Here is a 12,735-nt window from a genome sequence, read left to right as displayed (position 1 = left end):
CCTTATCCTATGCCACCAAGTTACGAAATAATTAAATACTCGTCAACATTTTGTTTCCTTAAATCAAAAAATAAATCTATATCAAGTTTTTGCTACGGGTTTCTAATTATCACTAAAATGTATTATAGTTCAACGGGGGTATAATCTGTATCTTAGCGCCTCATCAAAACCGCGGCAGTTAGCCGCATATACGATGCACCCAAAAGAACTATCGGTTCACGATTTCACCTATGACCTGCCGGAGCCAAAGATTGCCCGGTTTCCGCTTACAGAAAGAGACAGTTCGCGCCTGCTGATCTACAACAACGAACACATCAGCGAAGACATCTACCGCAATATTCATCAGTATCTGCCGCCTGATTCTTTGATCATTTTCAATAACACTAAGGTTGTTGAAGCACGCCTGTTGTTTCATAAACCTACCGGCGCTGTAGTGGAGATATTTTGTCTGGAGCCCCCGCCCGGCTATGCCGACATGACAACCGCCATGACCCAAAAGGGCCATGTAACCTGGATTTGCCTGATCGGTGGCGCCTCAAAATGGAAAACGGGACAGGTGCTTGAAAAAAAGATCGCTTATAATGGAGAAGAAATCGTTTTGCAGGCCCGGTATGCCGGTAAGGAAAAAGACAGCTTTGCCATTGAGCTATCATGGACGCCCGCCGACCTCACCTTTGCCGAAATACTGCATGCGGCAGGTAATATTCCTCTGCCGCCTTACATCAAAAGAAATGTAGAACAATCAGACTCAGAGCGTTATCAAACTATTTATGCCAATACCGAAGGCTCGGTTGCAGCCCCCACTGCCGGATTGCATTTTACCGATACTGTTTTCGACAACCTGAACCGCAAAAACATTCACCGCAGGTTTGTAACCCTGCATGTGGGCGCCGGCACTTTTAAACCGGTAAAAAGCGATACCATGAGCGGGCACCAGATGCATGCCGAGTTCATTGACGTATCAACCGAAACCATAGAATGTATTTTGAATTACTCCGATAAACCGATAACGGTGGTGGGCACCACGTCGCTGCGTACCATTGAAAGCATTTACTGGCTGGGGGTAAAGGTTTGTAAACAACCCGGTATTTTGTTAGAAGAGCTGGTGGTAAACCAGTGGGACCCCTACGAATCGAATGGAGCGCCCGTTACAGCTAAAGCCGCGCTGGAAGCCCTGTTGCAATACCTGCATCAACGGAAAATGAACCGCATTATAACAAAAACATCGCTGCTGATTGCTCCGGGTTATGCCTTTCAAATACCCAAAGCGCTGGTTACCAATTTTCACCAGCCGCAAAGCACCCTCTTATTGCTGGTGGCCGCTTTTGTGGGAACGGGCTGGAGAAAAATATATGAGTATGCGCTGGAGAACGATTTTCGATTTCTTAGTTATGGTGATGGCTGTTTATTGTTCCGGCCGTAGCATTTTCTTTGAGCAAAGGAATTTCAAGTGAAAAAGCAGAGCCTTTGCCCAGCACGCTATCTACCTTAATTTTTCCGGAATGGGCATCAACTACTGTTTTTACATAGCTAAGGCCCAAACCAAAGCCTTTTACATTATGAATATTGCCGGTATGGGCGCGGTAGAACTTTTCAAAAATGCGTCGTACGGTTTCCTTGCTCATACCAATACCATTGTCTTCTATCCGAATACCAATGAATTTATTGGTGTTCCAGGTGGCAATTTTTATTAACAGGTTTTCTTTGGAATATTTCACCGCATTATCGATCAGGTTCGAAATCAGGTTACGAAAGTGTACCGGATCGGCTTCAATAAAATCGAAACGGGCATCGAGGCTTAACTCGGCCCTGGCACCCTTTTCTTCGAGCTGCAGTTTGTAGTTATCCATGATCTCGTGTACGAGATTATGAACATGCAACGGTTGTTTGTTCAGCTGCAATTCCTGGCGGTCCATTACAGCAGCCTGCAGAATGGTTTCTACATGCTTGTTCATCCGTTTGTTTTCTTCCTTAATAATACTGCTGAAGTAGTTCATCTTTTCGCGGTCACGCGCCACTTTTTCATTACGCAGGGCATCCACCGCAAGCGATATGGTAGCCAGCGGCGTTTTGAACTCGTGCGTCATATTATTAATGAAGTCGTTCTTTATTTCACTCAGCTTTTTCTGGCGCAGCAGGGCATTTACCGTAATATAAAATGCAGCAATGATCATGAGGGTAAAAAAGATGGCGCCTACGATCATCCAGCGCATTTCGCTCAGTACGATCTTTTTTACATTGGGAACTACCACGGTCATGGTTTCTTCAGGTACCAGGTTCTCGAGATCGCTGCCACTGGGCGGCTGAAACAGGTAATATAAAACCAGGTTTTTATCGCTGGCAGTATCTTCGACCTGATTCAAAAAGCCTCTTGACTTTATTTCGTATGAAAGCAGGTTTACATTAGATGTAATGGCAAATTCAAACTTTATATTTTTTAAATCCTGTGTTTCAAACGCTTTATGCAGCTTTTCGGCCACCTCCTGTTCGGTAAACTTTTGGGCAATGGTAGGCGGCTTCATCAGTTCCATTTTGAACTGTTCCGAAGGCCAGCTAAAGTCGGGACGCGTGCGATAATTTTTCAAAGAAGGCAAAGTGCCCTTTTGTTCCATCAGCACATTCCCCACTTCGTTAATACCGCGAATGAGTTTGTATTTAAACTCTTCGTGCTTGTCTACCAGCATGGTACGAAGCCAGCTGTACTGCACATAAATGGTTCCTATCAGCGATAAGCTGATCAAAACAAGAATGACAGGAAAAATTTTCCTTAACTGCAATTGATATGGTTTTAATAACGCCTCTGTTGTCATTATCTGCCGGTTAGCCATTACAAACACCTTAGCCTGTCTTTTTTCAGGAAAGATCAACACATCTCACAGCAGATAATTTTAACTGACAAAATTAATAAACGATTTTAGTAACCCCTAATGGCACGAATTTAGTAGGTTTCGTTTTAACTTAGATTTACCAAGTTAGCCAGCTATTAACCCGCCAATAGCGCGGCTAACTTATAAAAGTTTTAGTGAATAGCTAATTTTTTTGAAGAATCATTTTGCTGACACGATTTTAGTACTAATTTAGAAATATGGTAAATCCAGGACCGGGTATATTGCTGATAGCGGAGCCTTTTTTAAAGGATCCTAATTTTATGCGAACAGTGGTGTTTTTATGTGACCATCAGGAAGAAGGCAGCTTTGGGTTTGTAATAAACCGGGTGTTCGGGCATACGCTGAACGAGCTGATGAACGACCTCGACGAATTAAAACTGCCCGTTTATTACGGCGGTCCGGTTCAAATGGATACCATTCATTTTCTGCATCAGTATCCCGACCTTATTCCCGGCAGTTATGAAGTGCTGGATGGCATTTACTGGGGAGGCGATTTTGAAACCGCCATTACGCTTATAAAAGCCGGATCGATAGATACTACCAAAATACGATTCTACATAGGTTATTCGGGTTGGGGCAGCGGTCAGCTGAACGATGAATTAAAAGAAAAATCGTGGCTTACTACCCAGGCTACCCGAAAACTGGTTTTTCACCGCAAAGCCGATGAAATATGGAAAGATGCACTCAAACATCTTGGTGGTGATTATGAAATGATGGCGAATTTTCCGGTCGATCCGCAGCTTAATTGAGTTGTAAGTTATAAGCAGTAAGTATTAAGTAGTTTTCAGATTTAATCTCTACAATTATATTTTTACAGGCCGATATTTAAGATAAAAAGCCTGCAGCAACCACTATAGGCTTTCGTAGTTGATTATTGGTTATTTACTTATTACTTAAAACTTAACTTGTTAACTTATCAACCAGTTAACTTATCAACTAAATACATCATCTCAGAGGAAACTTTATACCAATCCCCGTTGACCAATTGTTTAAATTACTTACACCATCCATGTTATACGGCATATAGTTGTAGGCGCCGAAAATATTAATTCCGGCAGGGCCATCTTTTCTGAAAGGAACAAACAAGCCGGCCATGGGGCGCGCAGCAAATTTGAAGCTCGATTTGGAATTATCAAATTCACCAAGGTATTGATCGTACACCACCATGTTACCTCCTACTCCAACGCCCACATAAGGTTGTACGGTGTTGCCGGGCATAAACCGGTATTGCACCTGTAGTAAAAGAGGAATGGTTTGAATGGAATTTGATAATACAGCCGATACTTCACCGCCATCGAGCTTATAAACAGCCCGCGGATACTTCTGATAAAAATCCTGAAAACCTGTTCCCAGCCCCACTGATATTTTATCGGTAATGTTATACAGCAAATTGGCCGTCCAGCCGCGGAATGAAGTTTTATCTACAGCATCTGTTTTAAATGAACCTGAAGGCATATTCATTGAGTAATTGAAATCAAGCTGCAATGTTCTTTCCTGTGCCTTACCATTAACGGGTAATGCGGTTATATATAGAAGGCCGGTTATTATTGTTACAAATAGCTGAGTTTTCATAATCTGTAATCTTTAATATTCATAAATAAAATCACGAGGCTTTGAAATAAGTGCTTTGATCAAAAAGCGCTTTAACGCTACCGGCGGCATTTGCCTGGCCAAAAACACCTGAGCCCCTGATCAAACCGCTCCATATATTGCTTAATTTGTTAGATTGTTTGGCATCTTTCAAATTAAATATGTCGATCGATAAGGCGCCTTCCGTGATTGAGTAAGTGCCATAATAGTAAGAGGGGAAATAATAACCATATCCGCCATAACCCCAGTAATAAGGATCCCAGTAAGAACCGTAATACGGGTCCCAGTAACTGCCATAATCAAATACACCGGTAGAGGTATTATAAATGCGGCTAACGGTAATGCCAAGATCGGGACTTTGATTTTTTGCAACGAGGGTATAACCTCTTTGTGTAAGCTGATCTTTAACGGCGTTTATATAAGCCGCATCTACATCGGTAAGCGCCTTACCCATAAATTCACCATTGCTTATTACAGCTACCGAATCGGCAATACTAAAAGAGTGGAACGAACTAAAATTTACCGAATCGGAATGATTGGTGATGTAAATGAGCGTTTCATCGCCTGAAAGATTTTTCGCGGGATCTTTTCTGCAACTGCTAAGTGCCAGCACGCCTGTTATTAACAAAACAGGTACAACTATTTTTTTCATACACTGAACTGATTTTGTTTTACTTCAATTGATAATCACACACAAAGCAGATGCATTTCTACATGCAAATTAGATACCTAAATACTGAAGTAAGAAGTCCGAAGTCAGAAGTCGGATGTCTGATGATTGTAATTTGATGGGGTGCGAATAAGTAAATGGGGATAACCTGCCGGGTTCTATCTGACTTCGGACTTCGGGCCTCAGACTTCAGCCTTCTATCGACTTCAGACCTCTGGCTTCAGACTTCGCTTTTTTCAGACCTCCGACTATTTAAGAAGCCGTAGGTTTATTCAAAATTGTTATAGATATTTTAATAAGATGTTAACGCTGTTTTCAGACTTCCGACATCAGACTTCTGACTTCAGAATTACCGCCTTACATTTGTTCAAATCAATTACGTATTAAAGGAACTGTTGACATATTAGCCAACCCGATCGAGTACCTGAAAGGCGTGGGGCCGCAACGGGCCGACCTGCTCAAAAAAGAGCTGAACATTTTTACATTTAAAGACCTGCTCGAACACTTCCCCTACCGGCATATTGATAAAACAAAGGTTAACCAGATCAAAGAAATCAATGCGCAAACCGATTTCATACAAATAGCGGGGGTTTTAAAAAGCGTAGGCATCATTGGTGAAAAAAGAGGCCGGCGGCTGGTGGCCGAATTAAAAGACGCCTCAGGCACGCTTGAACTGATATGGTTTCAGGGTATTACGTGGATAGAAAAAACCCTGACTGTTGGTCAAACTTACCTTGTATATGGTAAAGTAAGTTTTTTTCAGGGTCAGCCCCAGATCACCCATCCCGAACTGGAAGTTTACAGCCGCGAAAAGTCGGAAGGCAAATCTTTTCTGGAACCCGTTTACCCCAGTACCGAAAAATTAAAATCAAGGGGAATGGGGGGCCGGCAATTGGGCCATTTTACCGAAACATTGCTTAAATTGTTACAGGAAAAAAACATTCCTGAATTTTTACCCGATTCTATAGTACAGTCGCTGAAACTGGTTCCCCGTTTTAAAGCCTATACCAATATTCATTTTCCACCCGATTACGATTCGTGGCAGCAATCGTTAGACAGGCTGAAATTTGAAGAGCTGTTCGTTGCCCAGATACGCATGGGTTTACTGCGGCAGCAACGGCACCGCTACTCAAAAGGAGTGGTATTTAGCCAGGTAGGCGACATCTTTAACCGGTTTTATGAAAACTACTTACCATTTGAACTAACCGGGGCGCAAAAAAGGGTAATTAAAGAAATTCGTCGCGATACCGGCAGCGGTAAGCAAATGAACCGCCTGTTGCAGGGCGATGTGGGAAGCGGTAAAACCATGGTAGCGTTGCTGATTTTGTTGCTGGCGATTGACAATGGATACCAGGGTTGTTTGATGGCGCCAACCGAAATTCTGGCGCAGCAACATTTTAACAGTATATCTAATTTATTAAAAGATATGCCGGTTACGGTGCGGGTGTTAACCGGTTCAACGAAAACCCGTGTACGAAAAGAAATATTACAGCAACTGGAAGAAGGTTCTTTACAGTTTTTAATTGGTACGCATGCTTTGCTTGAAGATGCCGTGCAATTTAAAAATCTGGGACTGGCCATTGTTGATGAACAGCATCGCTTTGGAGTGGCGCAGCGGGCCCGGTTATGGAGCAAAGCACCAGTACCCCCGCATATACTGGTAATGACGGCTACACCCATTCCGCGTACCCTTGCTATGACGGCTTATGGCGACCTTGATTGCAGTATTATGGATGAGCTGCCACCCAACCGAAAACCTATTTTAACCGTACATCGTTATGAAACGGTTCGCAGCCAGGTAATGGATTTTATAAAGGCAGAAATTACCAAAGGAAGACAGGCTTACATCGTTTTTCCGCTTATTGAAGAATCAGAAAAATCTGATTACGAAAACCTGATGAAGGGGTACGAAAATGTGAAAGCTTATTTTCCTGAGCCTAAATACTGGATCAGTATGGTGCATGGCCGGCAAACTACCGAAGTGCGCGATACCAATATGCAACGATTTAAAACGCGCGATACGCACATAATGGTAGGTACTACTGTAATTGAAGTTGGTGTAGATGTTCCGAATGCGAGTGTGATGGTGATCGAAAGCGCTGAAAAATTCGGCTTATCACAATTGCACCAGTTACGAGGCCGGGTGGGCCGGGGAAGTGAAAAAAGCTTTTGTATATTACTAACCGGCACCAAACTGAACAATGAAGCCCGTGAACGGTTAAATACTATGTGCGCAACGAACGACGGTTTCAGAATAGCAGAGAAAGATCTTGAACTGCGTGGTCCCGGCGACATTGAAGGTACAAGGCAAAGTGGCGCATTGAATTTTAAACTGGCCAGTATTGTTCAGGATAAAAAATGGCTCGAAGTAGCCCGGGAAATGGCCGAACGCCTGCTCGATGCAGACCCCGATCTTGGTTCGGCAGCAAATTTGCAGCTAAAAAATTATCTGCAATCGTTGCAGGGAAAAACCGCCTGGAGTAAAATTTCGTAAATTGTGTGTACCCAGGTATATGTAAACCGTACCTAAACATCATCCATCTCTTGCTATTGAATACACTCTGCCATTTAAAATGGATTAAAATCATCAGGCAGGTAAGATTATAACAGAATAAACGTTTATATTTTAATAAATTGTAAATCGATTGGCCTTGGGCAGAAAAAGTTTGATAATGCTTCTTCTTACCATTTCAGCCCTTGAAACGATTGCTCAGGGGGGTCCGTCTACATTTGAGTTCGTAGAAAACAAAGGACAGTGGGATAGTAAGATAAAATTTAAAGGAGAGCTTCCGGCAGGTGAATTTTATCTGCATAATAATGGTTTTACCGTTGTACAACATAATACCGACGACCTGAAGCGTTTCTTTCAGCGCCAGCATGGCGGCGAAGCAGCCGATAACAGTACCCCCCCCGCAAATACACGTAAAGAAAAAAATGGTAAAGCATATCCTGGTCAAAAACCGGGCGACGATGCAGCCACCTATCCCTCCTACAACATACGTTCGCATGCCTATCAGGTTCAGTTTACAGGCGCTGCGGCCAACCCCGAAATAATACCCGACAAAGCAATAACAACCTATAACAATTATTTTATTGGAAACGATCCTTCGAAATGGGCCAGCAACGTAAAGATCTTTCAGGCTGTAGTGTATAAAAATATTTATCCCAATATTGATGTAAGATATTATTCCGAAAACGGCCAGCTGAAATACGATCTCGTTGTTAATCCCGGCGGAACTGTGAGCAATATTCTGATGCGGTACGATGGGGCCGATAAACTGTTACTAAAGAATAAAGAACTGATCATTAAAACAACTGTAGGCGATGTTAAAGAACTGGCCCCCTACAGCTTTTTGTTTGATCAGGTAAAAGGCAGGCAGGAAATTGCCTGTTCGTACGAACTGGCTGATAATAATACCGTACGATTTAAAGTAAGCAACTATTCAAAAACCAGCACACTTGTTATTGATCCTACTCTTATTTTTTCATCTTTTACCGGCAGCCGGGCCGGCCAGTATGGCTTCACGGCCACGCCGGGGCCCGATGGTTCGTTGTATTCGGGCGGTATAGTGTTCGGCAACGGATTTCCCACTTCGCCGGGCGCTTATCAAACATCTTTTCAGGGAGGTTCTTCCAATGGCGGTGTCGACATGGGCATCTTTAAATTTTCGCCCGATGGTACGCAACGGTCATATGCTACTTATCTTGGCGGCGAAGGCAATGATTATCCGCATAGCCTTATCTGTGATGGCCAGGGCAACCTCGTTGTTATGGGAAGAACCTATTCGTCGCGGTATCCGGGAACAGTGTTCGGCCCGGGCGGAGGAGCAGATATTGCCGTTACCAAATTAAATGCAACCGGAACCGGTATCATTGGTTCATTGCGCATCGGAGGCACCGGCCCCGATGGAGTAAACATCAGCGATTTACAGGAAGGCGGGGCTATCAACCTTAGTTCTACCTTACGATTTTACGGCGATGATTCGCGCAGCGAAGTAACCATGGATGGCGCGGGCTTTATTTATGTGGCAGCTCAATCCCGTTCGGGCGACTTTAAAACTACCGGTGGTGTTTTTCAGCCATCATCCGGCGGCAACCAGGATGGTGTGGTGCTTAAAATAAATCCCAATTGCAACGGCGTGGTATGGAGCAGCTATTTAGGCGGGTCGGGCGATGATGGTGCATTTGTGATAGCACTGAACCCAACTACCAACGATATTTATGTAGGAGGATCTACCACCAGCACTAATTTCCCCGGCAACAAAGCAGGGGTTTACCAGGGAAACAACCAGGGCGGCATTACCGATGGTTTTGTAACAGAGATCAGCAACGACGGCACTACACAAATCAGAAGCACCTATATGGGTACCGGCGCTTTTGATGCCGTTTACGGAATTAAATTCGATAAATTTTCCATTCCTTATATAATGGGCATTACCGAAGGTACATGGCCCATCCAGAATGCAGCATATAACGGCGGCAACTCGCGGCAGTTTGTAGCCAAACTGAAAGTCGACCTGAGCGGTTTTATCTATTCAACCACATTTGGCAATGGCGCTCAGCGCCCGAATATTTCTCCGGTTGCGTTTTTGGTTGACCGTTGTGAAAATGTATACATATCAGGCTGGGGAGGATGGATATCAACCAACGGCAGAGATCCGTTCAACATGTCGGGTACGGCCGGTATGCCCGTCACACCCGATGCGATAAAATCGATCACCGATAACCACGATTTTTATTTTATAGTCATTAAAAAAGATGCCGCGTCGCTGCTATATGGCAGCTTTTTTGGTCAAAGCGGTGGCGAAGGCGAGCACGTTGATGGCGGCACCAGCCGCTATGATGCACAGGGCGTCATTTATCAGGCCATTTGCGCCAACTGTTTTGGCAACTCGGTAGGCAATATATCGGTTCCCTACCCTACTACACCCGGTGTTTGGGGGCCAGTGAACGGAACAGGTACATCGAACTGTAATCTTGCAGCAGCAAAAATCGCTTTCAACTTTGCCGGTGTGGCCGCGGGACCCAAATCGTATTTCAATGGCATGCCCGATACCCTCGGTTGTGTTCCGTTTACTGTTCAGCTACGCGATACCATTCTTAATGCCAAAAGTTATGTGTGGACTTTTGCCGATGGCACCCCCGATGTTACTACCGACAACGCCGATGTAACACATACCTTTTCGGCAGTAGGCGACTACCGGGTACGTTTGATCGCTATTGATTCAACCACCTGTAATATCAGGGATACTGCATACGTAACTATTCATGTACGTTCAGATAAAGCCGACCTTGATTTTACCGCTATCAAGCAGCCTCCATGCCAGTCATTGTTGTACGAGTTTACCAATACAACCACCTTCCCTGCCACGAAGCCGTTTAAAGCCGGCAGCTTTACCTGGGATTTTGGCGATGGTACCCGTGTAACACCAGGTCCCCTGGTTATACAACATTCCTATGCAGCTGCAGGAACTTATAAAGCAAAACTGATACTGGAAGATACCAGCTATTGTAATTCGCCCGATTCCATTACAAAAGAACTGCGCGTGTCGCCGCTGGTAGATGCAAGGTTTGAAACACCGCCTACAGGTTGCGCGCCCTATACAGCTTATTTTAATAACACATCACTGGCAGGACAACAGTTTTTCTGGGATTTCGGTGATGGCTCCACCTCAACTGATGTAAATCCTGTTCATTTATACAACAATATAGGCACCTATCATGTTTCACTGGTGGCAATAGATTCAAGCACCTGTAACATTATCGATTCAACCGCAATGGATATAAATGTTTATCCGTTGCCTACGGCAAACTTTAGTGTGGCGCCTATACCGCCACAAACCAATAAGCCAACCATATTTACCAATTTATCGTCGGGCGGCGTGCGGTATAAATGGATTTTCGGCGATGGCGATTCAACCATTAAAACCACCATGGATACGGTAGGCCATCAGTACAATGCAACAGGCACCTTTAACGCCTGCCTGGTAGTATTTAACCAATATGGTTGTACCGATACGCTGTGTAAGCCCGTGGAGGCTGTGATAGATGCCCTGCTGGATGTACCCAATGCATTTACACCGGGTCGTTTTGGCCGCAACAGCTACATTAGCATAACCGGTTTTGGCATAACGAAAATGACGTGGAGAATTTACAACCGGTGGGGCCAGCTGGTGTTTGAAACAAATAACCGTAAAATAGGATGGGATGGCTCATTTAAAGGCCAGCCCCAGCCTACAGATGTATACGCTTATACACTTGATGTGGAATTTTACGACGGAAAAAAACTAAGAAAAACCGGGGATATTACTTTGATTCGATAGCTATGTACCAAATTTCATTCAATCGAAGTTTACACCCGGCGACCTGAATTTATAGAATGTAATCGCCTATGAAACAGCATCGTAAATAATACGTTAAAGGCTGCATAAAAGCTATGCAGTGCCGCAACAAATTGTAATTTTAGATTGGGGGTTTATGAAGAAAATTATAACTAAACAAACAGAGACGATGGCTGTGACCCGGAAAACAACAAACCGTTTGCTGAAAATCTTCCTGCTGCCTTTTCTATATGCGCTGTGTTTTTGTTATCAGGCAGCTGCGCAGGACATGCACTTTTCGCAATGGTTCAATTCTCCGCTCACAACCAATCCCGCCAACACCGGTTTCATTCCCGATGCCGATTATCGTTTAGGCGTTAACTATCGCAATCAGTGGTCAACAATTATGAGTGTGCCCTATAAAACAATGAGCATTTGGGGCGACGCACAGGTTTTTCGCGACCGTATTGAAAGTGGCTGGCTGGGTTTAGGGGGTGTTATTTTACGCGATGTGGCCGGTTCGGGTAAGCTCACATCTACCAAAATATATGCTTCGGCAGCCTATCATCAGATGCTGGGTGTTGCGCATTTATTGTCGGCCGGTTTTAATGTAGGCTGGGCTAATAAGCGTATCAATACCACCGATCTTAAATTTCCCGATCAGTTCGACGGTAAGTTTTTCGATTCCAATTTACCAACCAGCGTTGTACTCGACAATCCCAATATCAATTATTTTGATATGCAGGTAGGCGTTAACTATGCTTATTTTCCCAACGATAAATTATACATCAATGGCGGCTTATCGGCCTGGCACCTGAACCAGCCGCGCGAATCATTTTTCAGCACCGACCAGTCGGGTGTCGATTCACGCATTCCGCGCCGGTACAATGCATTTGTAAATGCCAGTGTAAAATTAAACGACCAGGTAATTATTAACCCGATGGCCTACTTTACCACCGAAGCCAAAGCAAGCGAACTGGTAGCAGGCGGAAATATTCAGTATAACCTGTCGGGCGACGGCGAAGCGCAGTTATTTGGCGGTTTGTATTACAGGGCCGGCGATGCTTTTATTCCGCTGATTGGTTTTGAATGGAAAAGCCTGAAGCTGATGTTTACTTACGATGCCACCACATCTTCTTTAAGCCAGTACAATCATTCACGCGGCGCTTTTGAATTTGCCTTGTTACGACCCGGTTATTACAATGAGTACAATGGCGACAGAAGACAATCCATGTGCCCTTCTTTCAAATATTAATCGCACCATCCT

8 protein-coding genes are annotated in these 12,735 nt (G+C 44.1%); 5 read left to right on the top strand and 3 right to left on the bottom strand.

Annotation, left to right across the window (positions count from 1 at the left end):
- Positions 1-193: 193 nt before the first annotated feature.
- Positions 194-1,423, top strand: a complete 1,230-nt coding sequence (locus tag AC59IL_RS20100; RefSeq protein ID WP_496553981.1) for an S-adenosylmethionine:tRNA ribosyltransferase-isomerase — start codon at positions 194-196, stop codon at positions 1,421-1,423.
- Here the strand turns inward: AC59IL_RS20100 and AC59IL_RS20095 are convergent.
- Positions 1,386-2,810: a sensor histidine kinase gene (locus tag AC59IL_RS20095; RefSeq protein WP_496553980.1), complete on the bottom strand. Its 1,425-nt coding sequence runs from the start codon at positions 2,808-2,810 to the stop codon at positions 1,386-1,388. The genes AC59IL_RS20100 and AC59IL_RS20095 overlap by 38 nt on opposite strands.
- A gap of 275 nt (positions 2,811-3,085) precedes the next feature.
- On the opposite strand from AC59IL_RS20095, the gene AC59IL_RS20090 reads away from it, so the two are divergent.
- Positions 3,086-3,637, top strand: coding sequence for a YqgE/AlgH family protein (locus AC59IL_RS20090; RefSeq protein ID WP_496553979.1), 552 nt, complete (start codon positions 3,086-3,088; stop codon positions 3,635-3,637).
- A 196-nt stretch (positions 3,638-3,833) separates the two neighbouring features.
- Here the strand turns inward: AC59IL_RS20090 and AC59IL_RS20085 are convergent, their stop codons facing one another.
- Together AC59IL_RS20085 and AC59IL_RS20080 are read right to left on the bottom strand one after the other, a co-directional pair.
- A complete protein-coding gene (locus AC59IL_RS20085; RefSeq protein WP_496553978.1) occupies positions 3,834-4,460 on the bottom strand; it encodes an OmpW family outer membrane protein in 627 nt (208 codons plus the stop codon).
- A gap of 31 nt (positions 4,461-4,491) precedes the next feature.
- Positions 4,492-5,130, bottom strand: coding sequence for a DUF4136 domain-containing protein (locus AC59IL_RS20080; RefSeq protein ID WP_496553977.1), 639 nt, complete (start codon positions 5,128-5,130; stop codon positions 4,492-4,494).
- Positions 5,131-5,476: 346 nt separating this feature from the next.
- Between AC59IL_RS20080 and recG the strand changes: the two genes are divergently transcribed.
- The 3 genes from recG (at position 5,477) to AC59IL_RS20065 (ending at position 12,723) form a co-directional block, all read left to right on the top strand.
- A complete protein-coding gene (recG, locus tag AC59IL_RS20075; protein ID WP_496554061.1) occupies positions 5,477-7,642 on the top strand; it encodes an ATP-dependent DNA helicase RecG in 2,166 nt (721 codons plus the stop codon).
- A gap of 157 nt (positions 7,643-7,799) precedes the next feature.
- A complete protein-coding gene (locus AC59IL_RS20070; RefSeq protein ID WP_496553976.1) occupies positions 7,800-11,471 on the top strand; it encodes a DUF7948 domain-containing protein in 3,672 nt (1,223 codons plus the stop codon).
- Between the two features lie 154 nt (positions 11,472-11,625).
- The gene (locus AC59IL_RS20065) at positions 11,626-12,723 is read left to right on the top strand and encodes a PorP/SprF family type IX secretion system membrane protein (protein WP_496553975.1); all 1,098 of its coding nucleotides are present in this window, start codon (positions 11,626-11,628) and stop codon (positions 12,721-12,723) included.
- Positions 12,724-12,735: the final 12 nt, after the last annotated feature.

It is taken from the genome of Niastella sp. sgz303648, assembly GCF_059587045.1.
Note: the sequence above shows the minus strand (reverse complement) of the source record. Positions and strands in the feature narration are given on the sequence as shown.

Coding starts and splice junctions, on each gene's coding strand:
- AC59IL_RS20100 (WP_496553981.1), top strand. CDS start 194: ATGCACCCAAAAGAACTATCGGTTCACGATTTCACCTATGACCTGCCG.
- AC59IL_RS20095 (WP_496553980.1), bottom strand. CDS start 2,810: ATGACAACAGAGGCGTTATTAAAACCATATCAATTGCAGTTAAGGAAA.
- AC59IL_RS20090 (WP_496553979.1), top strand. CDS start 3,086: ATGGTAAATCCAGGACCGGGTATATTGCTGATAGCGGAGCCTTTTTTA.
- AC59IL_RS20085 (WP_496553978.1), bottom strand. CDS start 4,460: ATGAAAACTCAGCTATTTGTAACAATAATAACCGGCCTTCTATATATA.
- AC59IL_RS20080 (WP_496553977.1), bottom strand. CDS start 5,130: ATGAAAAAAATAGTTGTACCTGTTTTGTTAATAACAGGCGTGCTGGCA.
- AC59IL_RS20065 (WP_496553975.1), top strand. CDS start 11,626: ATGAAGAAAATTATAACTAAACAAACAGAGACGATGGCTGTGACCCGG.